Annotated in this window: 22 protein-coding genes and 2 tRNA genes; 14 read left to right on the top strand and 10 right to left on the bottom strand. The window is 34.4% G+C overall.

The genetic code is table 11. The features are described from left to right. Positions 1–198: 198 nt before the first annotated feature. From AC061C_RS01620 to AC061C_RS01640, 5 genes are all read left to right on the top strand, one after another. Positions 199–1449, top strand: a complete 1251-nt coding sequence (locus AC061C_RS01620; RefSeq protein ID WP_478289820.1) for a 3-deoxy-D-manno-octulosonic acid transferase — start codon at positions 199–201, stop codon at positions 1447–1449. Further along, the gene (locus tag AC061C_RS01625; RefSeq protein WP_478289757.1) at positions 1450–1932 is read left to right on the top strand and encodes a DUF2237 family protein; all 483 of its coding nucleotides are present in this window, start codon (positions 1450–1452) and stop codon (positions 1930–1932) included. It abuts the gene before it with no gap. 25 nt (positions 1933–1957) lie between these two features. Further along, positions 1958–2125 carry a DUF8622 domain-containing protein gene (locus AC061C_RS01630; protein ID WP_478289758.1) on the top strand — a complete coding sequence of 56 codons (168 nt, stop codon included), beginning with the start codon at positions 1958–1960 and terminating at the stop codon, positions 2123–2125. 76 nt (positions 2126–2201) lie between these two features. Next, positions 2202–4370: a S46 family peptidase gene (locus AC061C_RS01635; RefSeq protein WP_478289759.1), complete on the top strand. Its 2169-nt coding sequence runs from the start codon at positions 2202–2204 to the stop codon at positions 4368–4370. 188 nt (positions 4371–4558) lie between these two features. Further along, the gene (locus AC061C_RS01640; RefSeq protein WP_309756354.1) at positions 4559–4783 is read left to right on the top strand and encodes a hypothetical protein; all 225 of its coding nucleotides are present in this window, start codon (positions 4559–4561) and stop codon (positions 4781–4783) included. Positions 4784–4951: 168 nt separating this feature from the next. On the opposite strand, the gene AC061C_RS01645 is transcribed toward AC061C_RS01640, so the two are convergent. The 6 genes from AC061C_RS01645 to mutS form a co-directional block, all read right to left on the bottom strand. After that, entirely contained in the window at positions 4952–5299 is a 348-nt protein-coding gene (locus AC061C_RS01645; RefSeq protein ID WP_417943500.1) for a YegP family protein, read from the bottom strand. A gap of 204 nt (positions 5300–5503) precedes the next feature. After that, complete coding sequence (locus AC061C_RS01650; protein WP_478289760.1) at positions 5504–5785, bottom strand: GIY-YIG nuclease family protein; 282 nt, start codon at positions 5783–5785, stop codon at positions 5504–5506. A 96-nt stretch (positions 5786–5881) separates the two neighbouring features. Next, positions 5882–6163 (bottom strand): GIY-YIG nuclease family protein, encoded by a 282-nt coding sequence (locus tag AC061C_RS01655; protein ID WP_478289760.1) that lies wholly within the window; start codon positions 6161–6163, stop codon positions 5882–5884. A 49-nt stretch (positions 6164–6212) separates the two neighbouring features. Beyond that, positions 6213–6298 (bottom strand) — tRNA-Leu (locus AC061C_RS01660). A gap of 14 nt (positions 6299–6312) precedes the next feature. Then, positions 6313–6385, bottom strand: a tRNA-Gly gene (locus AC061C_RS01665). A 148-nt stretch (positions 6386–6533) separates the two neighbouring features. Next, positions 6534–9140 (bottom strand): DNA mismatch repair protein MutS, encoded by a 2607-nt coding sequence (gene mutS, locus AC061C_RS01670; RefSeq protein ID WP_478289761.1) that lies wholly within the window; start codon positions 9138–9140, stop codon positions 6534–6536. Between the two features lie 159 nt (positions 9141–9299). On the opposite strand from mutS, the gene AC061C_RS01675 reads away from it, so the two are divergent. Both AC061C_RS01675 and AC061C_RS01680 read left to right on the top strand, forming a co-directional pair. Next, positions 9300–9746, top strand: coding sequence for a DUF1573 domain-containing protein (locus AC061C_RS01675; protein WP_478289762.1), 447 nt, complete (start codon positions 9300–9302; stop codon positions 9744–9746). 69 nt (positions 9747–9815) lie between these two features. Continuing rightward, complete coding sequence (locus tag AC061C_RS01680; protein WP_417977439.1) at positions 9816–10346, top strand: RNA methyltransferase; 531 nt, start codon at positions 9816–9818, stop codon at positions 10344–10346. Between the two features lie 122 nt (positions 10347–10468). Here the strand turns inward: AC061C_RS01680 and folK are convergent, their stop codons facing one another. Continuing rightward, complete coding sequence (gene folK / locus AC061C_RS01685; protein WP_478289763.1) at positions 10469–11602, bottom strand: 2-amino-4-hydroxy-6-hydroxymethyldihydropteridine diphosphokinase; 1134 nt, start codon at positions 11600–11602, stop codon at positions 10469–10471. A gap of 138 nt (positions 11603–11740) precedes the next feature. Between folK and sppA the strand changes: the two genes are divergently transcribed. Together sppA and AC061C_RS01695 are read left to right on the top strand one after the other, a co-directional pair. Next, entirely contained in the window at positions 11741–13501 is a 1761-nt protein-coding gene (gene sppA / locus AC061C_RS01690; protein ID WP_478289764.1) for a signal peptide peptidase SppA, read from the top strand. Positions 13502–13678: 177 nt separating this feature from the next. Beyond that, positions 13679–16300 (top strand): AsmA family protein, encoded by a 2622-nt coding sequence (locus AC061C_RS01695; protein WP_478289765.1) that lies wholly within the window; start codon positions 13679–13681, stop codon positions 16298–16300. Positions 16301–16488: 188 nt separating this feature from the next. Here the strand turns inward: AC061C_RS01695 and AC061C_RS01700 are convergent, their stop codons facing one another. Then, positions 16489–17283, bottom strand: coding sequence for a DUF2797 domain-containing protein (locus tag AC061C_RS01700; protein WP_417971811.1), 795 nt, complete (start codon positions 17281–17283; stop codon positions 16489–16491). Between the two features lie 95 nt (positions 17284–17378). Between AC061C_RS01700 and AC061C_RS01705 the strand changes: the two genes are divergently transcribed. The 3 genes from AC061C_RS01705 (at position 17379) to AC061C_RS01715 (ending at position 19362) form a co-directional block, all read left to right on the top strand. After that, complete coding sequence (locus tag AC061C_RS01705; protein WP_478289766.1) at positions 17379–18902, top strand: GH3 auxin-responsive promoter family protein; 1524 nt, start codon at positions 17379–17381, stop codon at positions 18900–18902. 11 nt (positions 18903–18913) lie between these two features. Next, complete coding sequence (locus tag AC061C_RS01710; protein ID WP_478289767.1) at positions 18914–19099, top strand: hypothetical protein; 186 nt, start codon at positions 18914–18916, stop codon at positions 19097–19099. Between the two features lie 80 nt (positions 19100–19179). After that, positions 19180–19362, top strand: a complete 183-nt coding sequence (locus AC061C_RS01715) for a hypothetical protein (RefSeq protein WP_478289768.1) — start codon at positions 19180–19182, stop codon at positions 19360–19362. 96 nt (positions 19363–19458) lie between these two features. Here AC061C_RS01715 and serB read toward each other — a convergent pair whose 3' ends face one another. Further along, entirely contained in the window at positions 19459–20691 is a 1233-nt protein-coding gene (gene serB / locus AC061C_RS01720; protein ID WP_478289769.1) for a phosphoserine phosphatase SerB, read from the bottom strand. Positions 20692–21078: 387 nt separating this feature from the next. Between serB and AC061C_RS01725 the strand changes: the two genes are divergently transcribed. Next, positions 21079–21333 (top strand): prevent-host-death protein, encoded by a 255-nt coding sequence (locus AC061C_RS01725; RefSeq protein WP_417977452.1) that lies wholly within the window; start codon positions 21079–21081, stop codon positions 21331–21333. Next, on the top strand, positions 21330–21599 hold the full coding sequence (locus tag AC061C_RS01730) for a Txe/YoeB family addiction module toxin (protein WP_417977454.1): 270 nt from the start codon (positions 21330–21332) through the stop codon (positions 21597–21599). The genes AC061C_RS01725 and AC061C_RS01730 overlap by 4 nt, the downstream gene beginning before the upstream one ends. Positions 21600–21759: 160 nt before the next feature. Here AC061C_RS01730 and clpX read toward each other — a convergent pair whose 3' ends face one another. Next, positions 21760–22992 (bottom strand): ATP-dependent Clp protease ATP-binding subunit ClpX, encoded by a 1233-nt coding sequence (clpX, locus tag AC061C_RS01735; protein WP_417971823.1) that lies wholly within the window; start codon positions 22990–22992, stop codon positions 21760–21762. Positions 22993–23060: the final 68 nt, after the last annotated feature.

Consider the following 23060-nt stretch of genomic DNA (forward strand, 5'->3'; position numbering starts at 1 on the left):
AGAGAAGTCTGCTATTGTATTCTTGTTCCTTTCTTAAAACGAAAAACAAAAATAGTTATTTATGTCTTGATACCAATACAACGTTTCTTAAAAAACTGGGAATAAAATAAAATAAACTGCGCTATCTTGAAAATTAAAAAAAATGATGCGTTAGAAATTCATTTAAAGAAAACGTATTTTAGCCCAAAATTTTTAGTCATGCTTTTTATCTATAATTTAGTAGTTCTATTTGCCAGTTTTCTTGTAAAGATAGTAGCGCTTTTCAGTCCCAAAATGAAACTTTTTGTAGACGGTAGAAAAGGTGTTTTTACGCAAGTTGAACAGCAAATAAAACTAACCGACAAAACAATTTGGTTTCATGCAGCATCGCTAGGCGAATACGAACAAGGATTGCCTGTAATCGAAAAGATAAAAAAACAATTCCCATCACATAAAATTGTCTTGACTTTTTTTTCCCCATCAGGTTACGAAGTCCGAAAAAACAATGCTGTAGCTGATGTTACGGTTTATTTACCAATGGACACAAAGGATAATGCAAAACAATTTCTTGACATCATTCATCCTGAAATGGTGTTTTTTATCAAGTACGAATATTGGCCGAATTACTTAAACGAACTCAAAAAACGCGACATAAAAACCTATTTAATTTCTGGAATTTTAAGAAAAAACCAAGCCTTTTTTAAATGGTACGGAGGTTTTTATAGAAAAGCGCTCGATGCTTTTACTTACTTTTTTGTTCAAAATGAAAGTTCTAAAAATTTACTTTACACCTTGGGAAAAACAAATGTTGCAATATCTGGTGACACTCGTTTTGATCGTGTGGCAACTATTTTAGAAAAAGACAATACACTTGATTTTATTGCTCAATTTAAGGACAGTACAGTGACAATTGTTGTTGGAAGTTCGTGGCCAAAAGATGAAGATTTCATTGTAAACTTCATTAATTCGACTGCTTTGAATGTGAAATTTATCATTGCTCCTCACAATATTAAAGACGAACAAATTCAAAAACTCAAAAACAGCATCAGCCGAAAAACTGTTTTATTCTCTGAAAAAGAAAATAAAAACCTAGCCGATTTTGATGTTTTTATCATTGACACCATTGGGATTTTGACCAAAATCTACAGTTATGCCGATATTGCATATGTGGGAGGAGGCTTTGGTAATCCTGGAGTTCACAATGTATTAGAACCAGCTACTTTTGGTGTTCCAATCGTTATTGGTTCCAACTATTCGCATTTTGCAGAAGCAATCGCATTGGTTAACATGGATGCGTGTACTGCGATAAACAATCAACAAGAACTCAACGAAGCTTTTGAAAATTTGATTCGAAATGAAGACATCCGTCACGAGAAAGGACATATGAGCAGCACTTTTGTACAGATGAATAAGGGCGCTACCGACGTTGTTTTACAACATGCTGCAACACATTTTAACAATGAGAAGTAAATGAAAAAAGTATTCCTTTTGTTTATGACCTATACTGTTATTTTTGCTCAGACTAAAAAACAAACTAAAAACAATTGTACTACAGCAACAAGCAATAATCCAACACGAAAACCCATGGAAAAAATTCAGAAAAACGTTTTAGGAAGCGATTTAATACTAGCAAGTAAAGATCCATTAACTGGATTTTATAGAACTGGTTTTTGCTCTACTGATGCAAACGATCGTGGCGTTCATGTGGTTGCAGCCATTGTAACTGACGCCTTTTTAAAATATTCTTTATCTCAAGGTAATGATTTAATTACGCCTAATCCAGCAAATGGATTTCCTGGATTAAAAACAGGAAATATTTGGTGTTTATGTGCTTTGAGATGGAAAGAAGCACTGCAAGCAGGAGTTGCGCCACCTGTACTATTAGAAGCTACGAATAGCAAAGCACTCGAATATATTTCTATAAAAGACTTGAAAGATAACGAATTAAAGTGATTGTACTTTACTTAAATTTTACACAATGAAAACCAAAATATGTGAAATTTGCTCAATTGCAGCCAGTACAATGTTTCGGGTTCAAATCACAGCTGGAAAAAATTGGATTTTTGTATGCCAATCTTGTTGTGAAAAATCAAAATTATTGCCTCAGTATAAATACGGAGGTACTTGGAAAGGCAAACGACACTAAGACTTTTTCTGTTCAACCATATTTCAAATCAATCATCCAGTTGTATCACACTTTTCTCAAACTAAATTATATACCAATGAAATTTTTAAAATTGTTCTTATTACTATTTGTCATTCAAACGCAAGCGCAGCAAGGCGGTATGTGGATTCCCTCTTTATTGAAAGGAATGAATGAAACCGAAATGAAGAATCTGGGCATGAAAATGTCAATTAAAGACATCTATGACGTTAATCAATCGAGTATGAAAGACGCAGTGCCGCATTTTAATGGTGGCTGTACTTCTGAAGTGATTTCGCCAAAAGGCTTATTGCTTACCAATCACCACTGTGGTTATTCTCAAATTCAATCGCATTCTTCAGTTGAGAAAGATTATTTAGCCGATGGTTTTTGGGCCTATAAAATGGAAGACGAATTGCCAAACGAGGGTTTGACTGTGACTTTTATGGTAAAAATTGAAGACGTAACTACGCAAATACTTGAAGGTACAGCGTCAATACCAAACGAGGCTGACAAACAGAAAAAAATTCAAGAAAACATCACCCGATTGAGTGCCTCTTTCCCGAAAGAATCTTGGCAAGAAAACAAAATTCGTACCTTTTATGAAGGCAATCAATACCTTCTTTTTGTAACAGAAACTTTTTCTGATGTGCGTTTGGTTGGTGCTCCACCTACATCAATAGGTAAATTTGGATCTGACACAGACAATTGGGTTTGGCCACGTCACACCGGTGATTTTTCATTGTTCCGAATTTATGCTGACAAAAACAACCGTCCAGCAAAATATTCAAAAGACAATGTGCCTTATACTCCAAAACACTTCTTACCTATTTCGCTAGACGGTGTTGCCGAAGATGATTTCACGCTTGTTTTTGGTTATCCAGGAAAAACCAACGAATACCTTCCCTCAGTAGCCATCGAACAAATTGTAAACGAACTTAATCCTGCAAAAATTGAAATTCGTGATAAAGCCTTAAAAGTAGCAGATGGTTTCATGCGTAAAGACAATGCCATTAAAATTCAGTATGCCTCTAAATATGCTAGTATTGCTAATTATTGGAAAAAATGGATTGGAGAAACTCAAGGACTTCAAAAATCGAATGCCGTAGCCGTAAAAAGAGAGGCCGAAAAAGCGTTTCAGCAAAAAATTACCAAAGCTGGTAAAGAAAAAGAATACGGCACACTCTTAGCTGATTTTGAAAAGAACTATGCAGCAATTGCTCCATATGCCTTAGCAAGAGATTATTTTTCAGAAACCGTACAACGCAATACCGAATTATTAAGTACTGCTTACCGATTGTATCAATTAGAACAAGTGTACAAATCCAAAGGAGAGCAAGCCTTTACAGATCGAAAAAACAATTTAGTTAATGGCTTAGCTGATTTCTATAAAAACTTTAATGCTGCCGTTGACGAGAAAGTTTTTGAACAATTGATTGCATTGTACGCTACAAAATCACCAAAACAATTTTTACCGAAAAGTTTAGAAAATATTGACGCTAAAAATCTAGCTGCAACACTATACACCAATTCAAGATTAACAAGCTACAACAGCTTGAAAGAAGTATTAACTGGGGACGCAGCAACCGTTTTAGCGAATTTAAATAAAGATCCTGGATATCTATTAGTAAAAGAACTTGCAGATAGCTACAACACACTAATAGCTCCTAAATATGACGAAATCAACCAAACGATAACCGCATTGCAACGCACGTACATGAAGGCGCAATTAGAACTTAATACTGATAGTAGAATTTTCCCAGATGCAAACAGCACCTTGCGCGTTACGTACGGAAAAGTAAAAGGATACGAACCCAAAGATGCCACACTTTACACTCCAATTACCTACTTAGACGGAGTAATGGAAAAGTACATTCCTGGCGACTACGAGTTTGATGTTCCCAAAAAACTAGTTGATTTGTATCAAAAGAAAGAGTTTGGTGAGTATGCTGAAAATGGAAAAATGCCTGTATGTTTTATAGGTACCAATCATACCACTGGAGGGAACTCAGGAAGTCCCGCGATTGACGCTAATGGAAACTTAATAGGCCTAAATTTTGACAGGGTGTGGGAAGGAACAATGAGTGACATCTATTACGATCCAAGTATTTGCAGAAATATCATGGTAGACATACGCTACGTACTTTTTATTATGGATAAATACGCTGGTGCAAAAAATTTAATAAGTGAACTAAAACTAGTTCACCCAAAGAAAAGCAAACAACTGAAAAAGAAAACCTTAAAGTAAAATCAAGACCTCAACAACAATATTAAGCATTTATTAGTTATTTGACTTTGTTGGCACAATCCTTGAATATGTTTTCGGCGTTGACAAAAAATATTATTTTTTAAAAAAAAAATAAAAAAATATTTTACATATTAAAAAATTTATATCTTTGCCACGAATTAATAATTAACCTTTTATATTAAATTAAGATGAAAAAAGTATTTTTAAGTTTAGCTGCTGTTGCTGTTTTGACTGTTGTATCATGTAAAAAAGCTGACGCTCCTGCTGAGGACGCTGCTGCTACTGTTGATTCTGCTGCTGCTGTTGTTGATTCTGCTGCTGCTGTAGTTGATTCTGCTGCTGTTGTTGTTGATTCTGCTGCTGCTGTTGCTACTGAAGCTGCTGCTACTGCTACTGAAGCTGCAAAAAAATAATTAGAACTCAGTTCTAAAAATTTTAAAGCCATCCGCTCTGCGAGATGGCTTTTTTATTGGGTATAATTTTCGATTGTCTCAGTAGAAAAAGATTAATAAAAAAGTGAGTTGTAAAAATTTAATTTTTACAACTCACTTTTTTATGTATACTGGTACTAAAAAAACCTTTTAATCAGAAAAAATAAAATCGTTACCAGAGAAATCCAACACCTCTGAATTTACTCCATATCGCACGATTTCGTCGATTCCCTTCTGCAAACGCAACGAAGTAGTATATTTTCTACTTGTTGCAAAATGATTGCCATCTAGCATCAATTTAAAATAGAATTTCCCACTAGAGGATTTAAATTTCAAAAAGTCAGCCAAACCAATAGTTGCTTTAAATTTTTCAATGTCTTCCTCGCACTCAAACTTGAGTTCATAACTTAAACTTGTAAAAACAACTTTTCCCTTTCTGGAAGTAAAAACAAATTTATATTCGTCGTTATATCGTTTACTGATAACAAAAGCGCCCATTAAATTTTAGATTTTAGATTTTAAATTGTGGATTTTAGATTTTAGATTTTAGATTCTAAACAGGGAGCTTAGACTTGACTTCCGTAAAATCTCATTGTTCTAAATTACAAATTTCTTTAAATAAAAAAAGCTCCAAACATAGTTTGAAGCTTTTTAGTACTCAGAGCGGCTCCGAAGCTTCGGAGTTGAACCCTCCCTAGAACATCATAATTTACTTTGAATATCTAACAAGATATTCGAATCAACTATTATTTTCTCTAAAAAAACTCTAGATTTCATTCTTTTCAAAAAATTCTCTAATCCATATGCTTTCTGACTGGACTCACACTCAAAACTTAAATTCAACTCCCAGGGAATTCCCTTCACAGTAAATGATTCACTATAAAATCCAGAATTGTGTTCACACAACCTTTTTGAGACATCATCCGTAGTTCCTACGTAATATCTGTCTAATTTTTTAGAATAAATTATATAAATGAAATACATTTAAATTATTTAATAAAAAAAGCTCCAAACATAGTTTGAAGCTTTTTAGTACTCAGAGCGGCTCCGAAGCTTCGGAGTTGAACCCTCCCTAGAACATCATAATTTACTTTGAATATCTAACAAGATATTCGAATCAACTATTATTTTCTCTAAAAAAACTCTAGATTTCATTCTTTTCAAAAAATTCTCTAATCCATATGCTTTCTGACTGGACTCACACTCAAAACTTAAATTCAACTCCCAGGGAATTCCCTTCACAGTAAATGATTCACTATAAAATCCAGAATTGTGTTCACACAACCTTTTTGAGACATCATCCGTAGTTCCTACGTAATATCTGTCTAATTTTTTAGAATAAATTATATAAATGAAATACATTTAAATTATTTAATAAAAAAAGCTCCAAACATAGTTTGAAGCTTTTTAGTACTCAGAGCGGGACTTGAACCCGCACGAACATTGCTGTTCACTGGATTTTAAGTCCAGCGTGTCTACCAATTTCACCATCCGAGCATTATGTGGTGTCGAGCGAAAAACGGGGCTCGAACCCGCGACCTCGACCTTGGCAAGGTCGCGCTCTACCAACTGAGCTATTTTCGCATTTTCAATTCTTAGAAAGAACCGCGATACTTGTTCTGTATTGCGGATGCAAATTTAAGACATTTATTGAATTAAACAAGCCTTTTTTATAAAAAAATTACCAATAAAAGATAACGTTCTGATACCGTAATCTTTAAAACAAAATAAATTATTTTCTAGTCAACATTCTTTTAATCTCATTCAATTTCATTAAGGCTTCCATCGGAGTAATCGTATTTATATCCAAATTTATAATCTCTTCTTTGATTTCCTCTAATAATGGATCATCCAGATTAAAGAAACTCATTTGCATATCGTCTTGTGCCGCTTTAATTCCGTTCAGCGCATCGCTGGAATGATTCTTTTCTAATTTCTTCAAAAGCTTTTGCGCTTTCAAAATTACAATCTGAGGCATTCCTGCCATTTTTGCTACGTGTATTCCAAAACTATGCGCGCTTCCTCCTTTTACCAATTTTCGAATAAAAAGCACGGTATCTTTTAATTCTTTGACAGCCACATTATAATTCTGAATTCTAGGCAATGATTCGCTCATTTCATTCAATTCATGATAATGCGTTGCAAACAAGGTTTTGGGTTGTGAAGGATGCTCGTGTAAAAATTCTGCAATTGCCCATGCAATAGAAATTCCGTCATACGTACTAGTTCCTCTTCCAATCTCATCTAAAAGTACTAAACTCCTATCTGAAATATTATTCAAGATAGAGGCAGTTTCATTCATTTCGACCATAAAAGTAGATTCTCCCATCGAAATATTATCACTTGCTCCTACTCTCGTGAATATCTTATCGACAATTCCCATTCTCACGCTTTCTGCAGGGACAAAACTTCCCATTTGTGACAAGAGTACAATCAGCGCGGTTTGACGCAAAATAGCTGATTTTCCCGACATATTGGGACCCGTAATCATAATCAACTGCTGTGTTTCTCTATCCAAGAAAACATCGTTGGCAATATATGGCATCCCGACCGGTAATTGCTTTTCGATAACTGGATGCCTTCCGTTTTTAATTTCCAATTCGAATGTTTCGTCCAGTTCAGGACAAACATATTTATTTTCGATAGCCAATTGCGTAAATGAACACAAACAATCCAGTTGCGCTACCAAATTAGCATTCATTTGAACTGGCTTGATATAAGTAGCAATCCAACTGACTAATTGCTCGAATAATTCTACTTCTATTTTATGAATTTTTTCTTCGGCACCTAGTATTTTGGTTTCGTATTCTTTTAATTCCTCAGTAATATACCGTTCCGCATTAACCAAAGTTTGTTTTCGAATCCATTCCGTAGGAACTTTATCCTTGTGCATATTCCTAACTTCGATGTAATAGCCAAAAACATTATTAAAGGAGATTTTCAACGAAGAAATTCCTGTCGCTTGTGATTCTCGTTTTTCAATTCCTTCTAAAAATTCTTTGCCAGAAGTTGATATAGCGCGTAAATCATCCAACTCAGCACTAATTCCTTTGGCAATGGCATTTCCTTTGGCGATAGCCACAGGCGCATCTTGATTTAAAACGGTTTTGATTTTTTCGCGCAACAATTCGCAACTATGTAAACTGTCCCCAATAACTTTTACGGCTTCTTGCGGACTTTCTAACGCCAAAGTTTTTATTGGAATAATGGCATCCAATGATTCTTTCAGGTAAACCACTTCACGCGGCGATACTTTGCCGGCAGCAATTTTTGAAATCAAACGCTCTAAATCTGAAATTTGCTTGATTTGATTTTGGATGTTTTTTAAAACAGGCTGATTATTTTTTAAATACGAAACCACTTCATGCCTACTTTTTATTTTAGCACTGTCTTTCAATGGAAGTGCCAACCATCTTTTTAGTAAACGGCCACCCATTGGCGAAAGCGTTTTATCAATAACATCCAACAATGTCACCGCGTTTGGATTATAACTGTGGTATAATTCCAGATTGCGAATCGTAAAACGATCCATCCAAACATAAGCATCTTCGGCAATACGCTGAATCGCTGTTATATGTTGTACTTTATTATGCTGAGTTTCGGACAAATAATACAAAATGGCTCCCGAAGCAATGATTCCTTCTTTCAATTCTTCTATTCCAAAACCTTTCAAAGAAATTGTCTGAAAGTGCTTCGTTAAGGTTTCAAATGCGTAATCTTCTTTGTAAATCCAATCTTCCAAGTAAAAACTATGGTAATCTTCACCAAAAATTTCCCGGAAATCATTCTTATTATTTTTAGGAATCAGAACTTCACTTGGATTAAAATTTTGTAACAGTTTGTCAATATATTCTGCATTGCCTTGCGCCGTTAAAAATTCACCTGTAGAAACATCTAAAAATGAAATCCCTATAGATTTATTGGCAAAGAAAATGGAAGCTAAAAAGTTATTCGTTTTTGATTGTAAAACCTCATCGTTCATAGAAACTCCCGGAGTCACCAGTTCAGTAACGCCGCGTTTTACAATCGTTTTAGTCATTTTTGGATCTTCTAGTTGATCACAAATTGCTACACGAAGTCCTGCTTTGACTAATTTGGGTAAGTATGTATTTAAGGAATGATGCGGAAAACCAGCCAACGCCGTTTCCGTTTCGGAGCCTGCTCCACGCTTCGTTAAGACAATGCCTAATATTTTTGAAGCACGAACTGCGTCTTCTCCAAATGTTTCGTAAAAATCTCCTACACGAAATAAAAGACAAGCATCAGGATACTTTCTTTTGATTTCATTGTACTGTTTAATTAACGGAGTTTCCTTAACTACTTTATCTTTAGATGCCAATTGTATTAATGTTTAAAAATGATAAAAATAACAGCGAATTTATCGATTTTAAAACAAATAAATACGGAGTTCAAAGAATTAAACTATTTTAAGAAAGTTTTAAGTCATAATTTCTATTTTTTATTTAGATTTGTATCTACTTTTAAATTGAAAATAGATATGAAAAAAATAATTACCCTAGCTATGCTAGTTGTTTTAGGAGTAGCAACTTCTACCGCACAAGAAACTTCAAAAAAATTGAAAGCAACTACTGCTAAAGTTGCCGCAAAAGTGAATGGCGCAGGAATGGTTTTCGTAACTGAAACTATCGACTACGGTACCGTAGCTCATAACTCTGATGGCAAACGCGAATTTGTTTTCACAAATAATGGAAACAAACCTTTAATTATTACAAATGCGCAAGGATCTTGTGGTTGCACGGTTCCTACTTACCCAAAAGAGCCAATTGCTCCAGGTGCAAAAGGAGTTATTGGAGTAAAATATGACACTTCAAGAGGTGGTCAACCGTTTAGCAAAACAGTTACTTTAACAACTAACGCTGTTGTTCCTACTAAAACACTTACAATAAAAGGAAATGTTTTAGCTCCTGAATCTTCAAAAAGCTAAATCTTAATTAAATATACAAAAAAGCTTCCATTAACTTCGGAAGCTTTTTTTTTGAATAATTTACAATATATGAGAAAGCTAGAAAACAGTGAACTAGAACGAAAATCCATCGAAGACTTTAAACAAGCTAAAAAAACACCGCTGATTTTAGTGCTAGATGACATCCGGAGTTTGCATAATATTGGCTCTGTTTTTAGAACTGCCGACGCTTTTCTAATTGAAAAAATATACTTATGTGGTATTACTGCCACTCCTCCAAATAAAGAAATTCACAAAACAGCACTTGGTGCGACAGAAACTGTTGTATGGGAACATTATGAAAATGTTATTACTGTTATTGAAAAATTAAAGGCTGATGATGTCATGACACTTGCCATTGAGCAGGTAGAAAGTGCTGTTTTTCTTCAAAATTTTGAAATTCAAAAAGGAAAAAAATATGCTTTAGTTTTTGGAAACGAAGTTCATGGTGTTTCACAAGAAGCAGTTGCGTTATGCGATGGTTGTATTGAAATTCCTCAATTAGGCACTAAGCATTCTTTGAACATAGCTGTGAGTGCAGGAATCGTGGTTTGGGATTTGTTTAAACAATTCAATAATTAGATTTTAAACTGCTTAGCGTATTGGAAGAGACAAAAATGCAGTCATTCTCTAATTCTCACTACCATTATCTGATTTTTTTACTTAAAAAACCCTAGGTTATAAAAACTGGAGCGTTCAATAAACTATTCTATTTTTTTTTGAATTGCGTCTAAAATAAAAAGGTAATCTTCTTGGTTTTTCACAAAATCCCGATCCGAAACATCAATAATTAGAACATTCAAATCAGTTTGAGATTTAATATAATCCAGATAACCGCTATTGATTTTATCTAAATATTCAGCTGGGATTTTTTGCTCGTAGCTTCTGCCGCGTTTTTTAATGTTTTGCAAAAGTCTTTCTGAATTTTGATACAAATAAATATACAAATCCGGTTTTGGCATTTCTCTGTAAATGATATCAAAAAGATTGCGATACAAACGATATTCGTCTTCCGCCAAAGTTATTTTGGCAAAAATCAAAGATTTAAAAATATGATAATCCGCCACTAAAAAATCTTTAAACAAATCAAATTGCGCTAAATCATCTGATAATTGTTGGTATCTGTCCGCCAAAAATGACATTTCAAGTGGAAACGCGTATCGGTTTTGATCTTTATAAAATTTAGGTAAAAAAGGATTGTCCGCAAAACGTTCCAAAACTGTTTTTGCATTAAAATCCTCAGAAATTTTTGTCGCTAAAGTGGTTTTGCCAGCTCCGATATTCCCTTCGAAAGCAACATAATTGAATTGCTCTAAAGCAATATTTCGTAGAGGACTTCGTAAATCTTGGACAATCGTACAAACGCTTTTATCTGGAGAAAGCAAAATTAATTCAGCAATATTTTTTTGAAGAATGGGATGTTTCCAATCTAAATTTAAATCTTGAATGGGTAACAAAACAAAATTCCTGTTTTGCATTAATGGATGCGGAATCTCCAGTTTTTCGGTAGTAATAATTTCTGAATCGAAAGCTATCAAATCAATATCAATGGTACGCGATTGGTATTCTTGTACTTTATTTCGCAAGCGACCCAATCGCTTTTCGATTTTTAAAACTTGACTTAAAACTTTTTGTGCCGATGAGAAAGTATGCAAAACCAGCGCACAATTGTAAAAAGCATCACTTTCAAAACCCCAAGCAGGCGTTTCATACAATCTTGAAACTTTTATTATAGTACCCACCTCCTGGTGAATCAATTCTAAGGAACGCTCGATATTTTCTAAACGATTGCCTAGATTACTGCCTATAGATAAAATGACCTGATGTTGTGATTTCATAATTGGGTGCAAATTAACTAAAAGAATTTTAGAATTAGCAATATATTTGCATCAGAAATAGATAATTGAACTTGGTTTTTCCGTGTTTTAATTTGTAACGTTTCATTCGTTTTTACGACTTATTAAAAAAATATAATTATGAGATTTTTAGGAAATGTATTGGCAACCATTATAGGTATTTTTGTTTTTTTCATGCTGTCCTTTTTTGGAATAATACTTATCGGAGCTATTTTTGGTGGTGAGTCTGAGGGTGTAGTGGTAAAAAACAATTCTGTAATTGAATTAAATTTAGAAGACATTCAAAATGATTACGCAGGGAAATTTACTGACCCATTTGTAACTATGTTTTCAGAAAACAAAAATGTAGGTTTAATTGATATTATAAATGCGATTGAAAATGCAAAAACAGATGATGACATCAAAGGAATTTCTATTTTGAACAATACATCCGCACTGGGAATGGCACAAAGTAAAGCCTTACGTGATGCTTTGGAAAGTTTTAAAAAATCAGGAAAATTCGTCATGGCGTATGCAAATTCGTATTCACAAAAAGAATATTATTTAAATTCTGTTGCTAGTCCAATTTACATCAATCCAGTTGGAGAGATGGATTTTAAGGGATTGTCTACTGAAATTATGTTCTTTAAAGATTTTCAAGAAAAATCAGGATTAAAAATGGAAGTCATTCGCCACGGAAAGTACAAAAGTGCTGTAGAGCCTTTTTTAGAAAATAAAATGAGCGATGCCAATAGAGAACAAACCACAGCATTGTTAAACTCCGTTTGGAATTCCATCACTGCTGATATTGCAAAAAGCAGAAATATATCTGTTGCTAAGTTGAACGAAATTGCTAATGGACTCCTTGCTCGAACTCCTGAAATGGCAAAAGCTCAAAAATTAGTTGACATAGTTGCATATGAAGATGTGTATCACAATGCTATCAGAAAAGCACTTAAAGTAAAAAATGATGAAGAGTACAACAAAGTATCTGTTGTAGACTATGCTCAAAAAGTTGCTACTACTTCCCAATCATTTGACAGTACAGATGAAATTGCTATCATATATGCCCAAGGAGAAATCATGGGCGGCGAAGGTGATGTAACTGTTATTGGTGAAGGTTCCATGCGTCGCTCATTGCAAGAGGCTCGAAAAAACAAAAATGTTAAAGCCATTGTCCTCCGTATTGATAGTCCAGGAGGAAGCGCTTTGACATCTGATTTGATTTGGAGAGAAATAGAATTGACCAAAAAAACAAAACCAATTGTCGTTTCTATGGGTAACTACGCAGCATCTGGTGGCTATTACATCGCTTGTAATGCCAATACAATTTTTGCCGAAGCAAACACAATTACAGGATCAATAGGTGTTTTTGGAATATTACCAAATTTTACACCGCTAGCAAATAAAATTGGTATTAACACCGAGCAAGTAGAAACGCACCAGAATGCCGCTAACTATAGTCCGTTTGTTTCCATAGATGAAAATTTCAAAGCTGTGACCTTAGAAGGAGTAGAACATATTTACAAAACATTTGTAAACCATGTAGCTGAGGGTCGTAAAATGACTTTTGCGCAAGTAGACGCAATTGCACAAGGTAGAGTTTGGACAGGTTCTGAGGCATTAAAAATAGGACTTGTGGACAAAATAGGTGGGTTAGATGATGCGATTGCAAAAGCAGCCTCTTTAGCTAAAATTAAAAATTACAGCACTCAAAATTATCCGGAATATGAGAAAAATTTCAATGACCTTTTGGCTAATTTCCCATTTGCAAAATCGAAAGCTGATTTCATAAAAGAAGAAATTGGGGTAGAAAATTACCGTATTCTGCAAGAGATAAAAAAATTACAAACTCGAAAAGGTGTTCAAGCCATTATGCCTTTTGAAATAAACATACATTAAAAAATAAGTACCCATTAAACATCCGTTGAAGCACTTGCTTGAACGGATTTTTTTTACAAAATACAATAGTTCTGTATTCTCTTGAGTTAAGAGTATGAGGGTATCAAACCATAAACGGCTATTTTATCTCCAAGACGCTCTTTTTTCACTACATTTATACATCAAAAGAAAAAAATTATGCTAAAGAAAATTTTTAAAATTATTGGAGTTTTTATTCTTCTTTTAATCATTACTTTATTTGCTGCGCCCTATATATTTCAGGACCAGATCAAAGCAAAAATTGCCGAGGCCATCAATGCCAAAGTCGATGCAAAGGTTTCCTTTGCAGAGGCTGATTTAAGTTTGTTTAAAAATTTCCCAAATGCAAATGTAACTTTAGAAAAATTAGTGATTATAAACAAGGCTCCTTTTGAAGGTGACACATTGATTTCATTGGGCGAACTGAATTTAAAAATGTCAATTAAAGAGCTTTTTAAAGGCAAAGAAGAAGCGATTGCAATTGACGGAATCACTTCAAAAAATGGATTAATCAACATCATCTTTAACAAAAATGGTGTCGGAAATTATGATATTGCTTTAAAGGATGAAAAAACTACAGCGGGTAGCAAAAGCAGTCCGTTATCTTTGAAAATTCAAGAGTATGAAATCGAGAATTTCAAGTTTCGTTATTTTGACGAAAGTTCAAAAATAAAAATGGTAATCGACAGTTTAAACCATAAAGGAACAGGGAATTTTGCAGCGCAAAAATTAGATTTAGTTACCAAGTCGACTGCAAAAGTTTCGCTCGACATGGACAAAGTCAATTATATGAATAATGTCTCATTAACGCTAGATGCAGTTTTAGGAATTGATTTAAACACTAGTAAATACACGTTCAAAGAAAACAAAGCATTAATCAATCAATTGCCGTTAGAATTTGATGGTTTTATTCAAATGGTAGAAACGGGTCAGCAATATGATTTGAAATTTAAAACGCCTACTTCTTCTTTCAAAAATTTCTTAGGAATAATTCCTGCAGCGTATGCCTCGAGTTTAGACAATGTGAAAACAACTGGAGATTTTACTGTAATGGGTTTTGCAAAAGGCCTATATTCAGATACAACGGTTCCGAAATTTAATATTGAAATCGCATCCAATAACGCTTCTTTTAAATATCCTAACTTACCTAAAACCGTTGAAAATATTGTTATTGACACTAAAATCATCAATGAAACAGGAATCCTTAATGATACATATGTCAATTTGGAAAAACTTTCTTTTCAGATTGATCAAGATGTTTTTAATGCCAAAGCCAACATTAGAAACATAACACAAAACGCTATTGTTGATGCCGCTTTAAAAGGCACAATCAATTTAGCGAATCTCTCAAAAGCGTATCCTATAAAGTTAGAAAAGCCCTTGTCTGGAATTTTAAAGGCCGATGTTACGACTAAATTCGACATGCAATCAGTGGAGAAAAGTCAGTACGAAAACATCAATAATGCGGGAACCATGAGTTTATCAGGCTTCCAGTATGCCGATGAAAATGGAAAAACAATGAACATTAGCACTGCTGTAGTGCAGTTTAATCCTAGTCAAGTCAATTTACAGCAATTAAATGCAACTACTGGGAAAAGTGATATTAGCGTGACTGGAGTTTTAGAAAATTTTTATGGATTTATTTTTAGAAATCAGGAATTGAAAGGAAACTTCAGGATGAACTCCAAGCAATTAGCCGTTGATGATTTTATGACAACTGGAGAGGATAAAAAATCTACAACTGCTGCTGCTAAAAAACCAGAAGCAATGAAGATCCCTGCTTTCTTAAATTGTACGCTAATAGCAAATGCCACTACCGTTTTGTACGACAATTTAACCCTGAAAGACGTCTCTGGAAAACTAATCGTGAAAGACGAAAAAGTAACCTTAGAAAATGTAAAAACATCTATTTTTGGCGGAACAATTGGGGTAAATGGAGCGGTTTCGACAAAAGGCAAAACACCCATTTTTAATATGGATTTGAAACTGAATCAAGTCGATATTGCACAATCGTTTACCCAACTGGACATGTTGAAAAAAATTGCACCAATTGCAGGAATTATAAACGGAAGGTTGAATTCAAACATTAAACTCAATGGAAATTTGGATGCCACTGAATTTACTCCAGACTTAAAAACACTTACGGGAGATTTACTAGGTCAGTTGCTTTCTACGACAGTAAATTCTAGTAATTCGACGTTATTGACGGCTTTAGGTTCCAACTTGAAATTTATAGACGTAAGCAAAATTAATTTGAATGACGTAAAAGCTGCGATCACCTTCAAGGATGGAAAAGTAAATGTAAAACCATTTGATATCAAGTACAAAGACATTAAAGCAACAATTGGTGGAACGCATGGTTTTGACCAAAGCATGAATTACAATTTAAAATTTGATGTTCCAGCAAAATATCTAGGCTCGGAGGCCAATGCGTTAATTGCAAAACTTTCTGCTGCTGATGCTGCTAAACTAGAAAGCTTTCCCATAACGGCAACGCTATTGGGTAATTTCACCAATCCAAAAATAACAACTGATATTAATAGTGCGGTTACAAAATTGACAACTCAGTTGGTCAACCAACAAAAAGACCGATTGGTGAAGCAAGGAACATCAGCCTTGACGGATTATATCAATAAAAACAAGAAACCTGGTGACACTACAAAGACAGCTTCTCCCGCTGTTCCCGCAACGAAAGAAGAAGTGAAAGCAAAAGCTACCGATTTACTTAACGGTTTATTTAAAAAGAAAAAGAAAGCAGTAGATACTACAAAAGTAAATTAAGACCGCTTTATGAAGCAAAAAAGAGGGATTTCACCAAGTGAGATTCCTGCTTTTTTATTGAATTTTATACTTGAATCTAAACAACGAAACTATTTGATTTTGAGATTTTACCATTAAGGAATTAAGAAAAATTAAGCTCTAAATCTTAATGAAACTTAATTCCTTAATGGTTAAAAAACCTGTGTTTCTTAAACATTAATTGTAACTACATACCCTTCGGAACCCCTAATATTGAAAACGCTTCCATCTTCAAAAAGTAAATATTGCCCTTTTATTCCAGTAAGTTTTCCCTGAAAATGTGGTGTTTTATCTAAACTTAAACTATTTACTTTGGCGGGATATTCCAGAACAGGATAATGCATCTCGTACAAATCATTTTTTTGCGAATAAAAATATTCTTGAACTTCTGTTGGAATTAAGTTTTCTACTTTTAATCGCTCCGCTACCAAGTCAATTTGCTCCACATTATTTGTTAGCATTTTACGCCAGTTGGTTTTATCGGCATAGTGGTTTTTCAGTGCCACCTCGGTAATTCCTGCTAAGTAGCGATTGGGAACTTCTACAATAGAAATGGCTTGGTTCGCACCTTGATCAATCCATCGCGTTGGCACTTGTGTTTTACGGGTCACGCCCACTTTGACTTCGCTAGACAAAGCCAAATAGACAATATGCGGTTGCAATTGTACTTTTTCTTCGTATGCTAAATCCCGATCCTGTATACCAAGATGTGCCGTACTCAACTCTGGTTTCATAATCCAGTCGCCCACTGCAGGACTGGAATAAAAACAATCGTAACAAAATCCTTGACGGAATATTTTTTTCTTTTTGGAGCAATTCAAGCATTGAAAGCCTACAAAACTAATTTCTAGGCTCTTGTTCAGTAATTGATTTACATTTAAAAAACTATTTTCGAAAACTAAATAATATTGAATTGGATTTCCAAATTCAGTTTGCATTTTTTTGAGTACACCTTCGTAAGTCATGCGCTTTAAAGTTTCGGGTTTTACACAAGTTGTTAAACAAATTTTGTTATTTTTGGTAAAGTTATCATTCGTAATTCATAATTCATAATTTAAAAATGCCACTAACCATAATCAATTCGTTTGCTTCATGGGTTCTCAAACAAAGAATTCATCAGATCGAACTTTTCTTGAAATATCCAAATGAGGTTCAGGAAGAATTGCTTTTGGATTTAATTCAGTCGTCTAAAAATACTGCTTTAGGCAAAGAGTATGATTATGCAACTATACATTCCTATGCAACTTTTGCAGAAAGGATCCCTATTTCAACCTACGAAGAATTACAACCATTAATAGAGCGTACCCGCACCGGAGAGCAAAATGTTTTTTGGGACACTCCCATAAAATGGTTTGCCAAATCTAGCGGAACGACCAATGCCAAAAGTAAATTTATCCCTGTAAGCAATGAAGCCTTAGAGGATTGTCACTACAAAGGCAGCAAGGATTTGTTGTGTTTGTATTTGAACAATAACGAGGAATCAGAATTGTTTCTGGGTAAAAGCCTGCGTCTTGGGGGAAGTTCCCAAATCTATGAAGACAATAATACGTTTTTTGGCGATTTATCCGCAATCTTGATTGAAAATATGCCTATTTGGGCGGAGTTTAGCAGTACGCCTAGCAATAAAATTTCTTTGATGAGCGAATGGGAAACCAAAATTGCTGCGATTATCAACGAAACTAAAAATGAAAATGTAACCAGTTTTGCCGGTGTACCTTCCTGGATGTTGGTACTTATGAATAAAATGCTAGAAGAAACAGGAAAAGGGAATTTATTTGACCTTTGGCCCAATCTTGAAGTGTACTTTCATGGTGGTGTGAATTTTGAGCCGTACCGTGAACAATACAAAAAAATACTTCCGAAAAAAGATTTTAAATACTACGAAATATACAATGCCTCTGAAGGTTTTTTTGCCATTCAGGATTTAAATTATTCCAGTGATTTATTATTGATGTTGGACTATGGTATCTTCTATGAGTTCATTCCGATGGATACTTTTGGGACACTGGATCAAAAAATTATTCGATTGGCTGATGTGGAATTGTTTACCAATTATGCTTTGGTAATCACAACTAATTCTGGTTTGTGGCGCTATTTGATTGGTGATACCGTTCGTTTCACGTCATTAAATCCGTACCGCATTCGGGTAACGGGAAGAACCAAACATCACATCAATGTTTTTGGCGAAGAATTAATGGTCGAAAATACCGATCAGGCTATAGCCAAAGCGTGTAAACTAACCCAAATGGAAGTGGTCGATTACACCGTGGCTCCAGTATTTATGGAAGGCAAAGAAAAAGGTGCCCATGAATGGATGATTGAATTTAAAAATCCTCCTGCAGATGTATCACAATTCCAGAAAGCACTAGATGAATCTATACAATCTTTAAATTCAGATTACGAAGCCAAACGCTACAACAACATGACATTAAACCCACTAATAATCAACGTAGCGCGAAAAAATTTGTTTTACGATTGGTTAAAAGACCACGACAAGTTGGGTGGGCAACATAAAATTCCGAGATTATCCAACCAAAGAGATTATTTAGAGCAGTTGAAAAGCATGCAATTGGAAACTGTATAAAATTGGAAAAGTTGAAAAACACCTTTTATATCTTGATTACACTTTTTATTATAAGTTCTTGCGGACCGCACCGAATGCGTTGTGGCGCTAGAGGAATTTGTAAAGTTCCCGAAAAACAAATATTTGAACAACCTGAAAAAATAAAGCATAAAATTACAGTAGCGTTTTATACCTTATCAAATAAGTATTCTAAATAAAAAATTATTCTCTTAAACAAACACTCACTTAATGTGCAATTTTTATTTGCATATCCAGGTCAAAAAATTAAATAAACATCATGATAGAAAACATAGCCATTTTTGTTCCAGCACTTTTAATTTTAATTATTTCAATTATTTTGATTGATTTGTATTTATTAGTTCGAAAAACACTTGTACTTAAAATAAAATATTATTCAGACTTAGTGAATAGAATTAAACCTAAGGAATCTGAAAATCTCTCGACCAAGAAACATGACTAAAACCTGAAAAAGTGTTTACCGTTAAAGCATAAAAAAGGCTGTAAAAAATCACTTTTTTGAACAGCCTTATTTTATAAGTATTACAGTATTTTACTCCTACTCCATCATATCAATATGCCTGTCGTGGTAGCCTAGTAAGTATAAAACACCATCCAGACCTAAACTAGAAATAGAACTTTCGGCTTTTTCCTTTACGGTTGGTTTAGCATGAAAAGCAATACCTAGACCTGCTAGATTCAACATGGGCAAATCATTGGCGCCATCACCCACAGCAATAGTTTGATTGATGTGAATGCCTTCCTTGTCTGCAATGGCTTGTAAATATTCGGCTTTCTTTTTACCATCAACAATTTCGCCCAAATAATTACCGGTTAATTTACCGTTGATAATCTCAAGTTCATTAGCATGTACATAATCGATTCCCAATTCTTTTTGAAGGTATTTCCCAAAAAAAGTAAACCCTCCAGAGAGAATCGCTGTTTTATAGCCATAGTATTTCAAGGCTTTCATCAAGCGATGAGCGCCTTTGGTAATAGGTAAATTTTCAGCAACCGTTTGCAGTACCTCTTCACTCAAGCCTTCGAGTAAAGCCATGCGTTGTTTAAAGCTTTCGCTAAAATCGATTTCCCCATTCATCGCTGCTTCTGTAATGGCACGAACTTGCACACCCACACCTGCTAACTCCGCTAATTCATCAATAACCTCGGTTTGAATAAGAGTCGAATCCATATCAAAACACACCAGGCGTCTGTTTCTTCGGTACATATTGTCCTCCTGAAACGAAATATCCACATCTAAGGTTCTGGAAATTTCCATAAAACTAGCCGTCATAAAAGACTTATCTATGATAGTTCCTGTCACTGACAATTGGATGCAAGAGCGCGGGAATTCTTCTTTTTCGACAATAGAAACCCGACCTGTTAAACGCTTAATCGAATCAATATTCAAATTTTGATTGGATAAAATCTGAGTCACAGCGGCTAATTGCACAGCAGTCAATGTTTCTCCTAACACATTGATCGAATAGCGTTGTTTGCGTTGTCCTTTGACCCAAATCTCATAATCTGAAATAGAAACAGGACTAAACTTAACCTTCACGCCCAATTCATAGGCTTTAAACAATAAATCTTTCAAAACGGGACCTGAGGTTGATCCCGCTTTGATTTCGAACAAAATTCCTAGGGAAAGCGTGTCATGAATATCTGCTTGACCAATATCTAAAATAATGGCGTCGTAATTTGCTAAAATAGATGATAATCCAGCTGTTACTCCAGGTTTATCTTGGCCAGAAACTTTCAATAAAATAACCTCGTTTTCTTCTAGTTGCATGCTGTACTTATTTGATTTAGAAAGGACAAAATTCGGTATTTTGACCTTGATAAAAAAAAATAAGGTTCCTTTTTACAAACAATAACATATAGTGTAATTTACCCCTAAAAAAACCTGCTCAAATCAATGAACAGGTTCGTATTTTTGAGAAATATGTAATTTCTATGACGCAATCTCCAATCGCTTCTATAAATTTTTATTCAATGTTTCTTTAGCGTAATTGCATCAATTTCTAATGTTTTATCGTCCAAGCTTTATAAAATTGAATTGTGATTTTCAATTAAAAAAATGTAGTCGTCAATATCTGCTTCTTATTTAATAATTTAGAAAATTATACTACTATTTTTAGTATTTTTGTACCAAATTGGTACACATAAAAAAACAGATATGATAGTCATAAGTAGTAGAGAATTTAGAGATCATCAGAAAAAATATTTTGATTTGATCGACGATAACGAACAGGTAATTGTGCAGAGAGGAAAGAATAAAAGTTATAAATTAGTACCAATTATGCAGGATGAAAGTTTAATGACAGAAGCTGAATTTTATGCAAAAATTGATCGCGCTCTAAAACAGGCCGAAGAAGGTAAAGTGTTAGAGATTAAAAGTGCGCAAGAATTCAAGTCTTTGCTTGGTTTATGATATACCAAATTAAATTTTCCGAAGAAGCTTTAAAAGATATTGAACGTCTCAAAGAAAGTGGAAACAAATCCGTATTAAAGAAATTAGCGAAGTTGTTTTTGGAGCTTCAGGAGCATCCTTATACAGGAACTGGTCAGGTAGAACAATTGAAATATTACGAAGTTCAAACACTATCGAGAAGAATAAATAGAGAACATCGATTAGTATATAGGATTCAAGAACAATTTGTAACAGTATTGGTTTTGAGTGCATTTGGACATTATTAAAATGAAACTGTACTCACTAAGCTAATAAAAAGAAATATACGAAACGGTTAAGAAAAACTCAATAATCGAATCTTGAATACACGTGGTACCTTTAACGAATAAAGCTCAAAAACGGATGTTTTTGAGCTTTATTTTGATATTTATTGAACCTCCAAATTACTTATGACGCAATCTCCAATCGCTTCAATAAATTTTTATTCAATGTTTCTTTAGCGTAATCTGCATCAATTTCTAATGTTTTATCGTCAGAACTTGGTAATTCATACATCGCATCCGTTAAAATAGCTTCGCATAACGAACGTAGTCCACGAGCACCAAGTTTATATTCTAAGGCTTTATCAACAATAAAATCAAGTGCTTCATCTGTGATAGTAAAAGTTACTTCATCCATCAAAAACAATTTCTCATATTGCTTGATCAACGCATTTTTAGGCACTGTTAAAATAGAACGTAATGTAGCTCTGTCTAAAGGATCCATGTGTGTTAATACTGGTAAACGACCAATAATCTCAGGGATTAATCCAAAATCTTTGATGTCTTTTGGGATAATGTATTGTAACAAATTGTCCTTATCGATATTATCTGTATTCTTAGAAGTAGAATACCCCACTGCCTGACGGTTCAATCTTTTTGAAATGATTCTTTCGATTCCATCAAAAGCGCCACCAGCAATAAACAAGATATTCTGCGTGTTTACCTCAACAAATTTTTGGTCCGGGTGCTTGCGTCCTCCTTTTGGTGGCACATTTACAACGGTTCCTTCTAACAATTTCAATAATGCTTGTTGCACCCCTTCGCCAGAAACGTCACGAGTTATAGACGGATTGTCGCTCTTGCGTGCAATTTTATCAATTTCGTCAATAAATACGATGCCGCGTTCTGCTTTGGCTACATCATAATCAGCTGCTTGCAAAAGACGTGTCAAAATACTTTCGACATCTTCTCCTACATAACCTGCTTCTGTAAGAACGGTAGCATCAACAATAGCTAACGGTACATCCAACATTTTGGCAATGGTTTTAGCAACCAATGTTTTTCCTGTTCCTGTTTGTCCCACCATGATGATGTTGCTTTTTTCAATCTCCACCTCATCGTCTAGCTGCTGTTGCATCAAACGTTTGTAGTGATTGTACACCGCAACCGACATTACTTTTTTAGTTTGGTCTTGTCCAATTACATATTGGTCTAAGAACGCTCTGATTTCTTTTGGTTTTTTCAAAATCAAATCACCCACTAGTTTTGAACTACCGGATGTTTTTAATTCTTCCAGAACAATTCCGTGTGCCTGCTCGATGCATTTATCACAAATGTGAGCATCAATTCCTGCAATTAATAAATTAGTTTCTGGCTTTTTTCTACCACAAAACGAACATTCTAATTTTTCTTTCGCCATTCTTTTTAGTCTAAAATCATAAAGTCATAAGGTCGAAAGTTCCTAGCATTGCTTTTGACTTTCGACCT

This window comes from Flavobacterium sp. GNP010 (assembly GCF_056428945.1).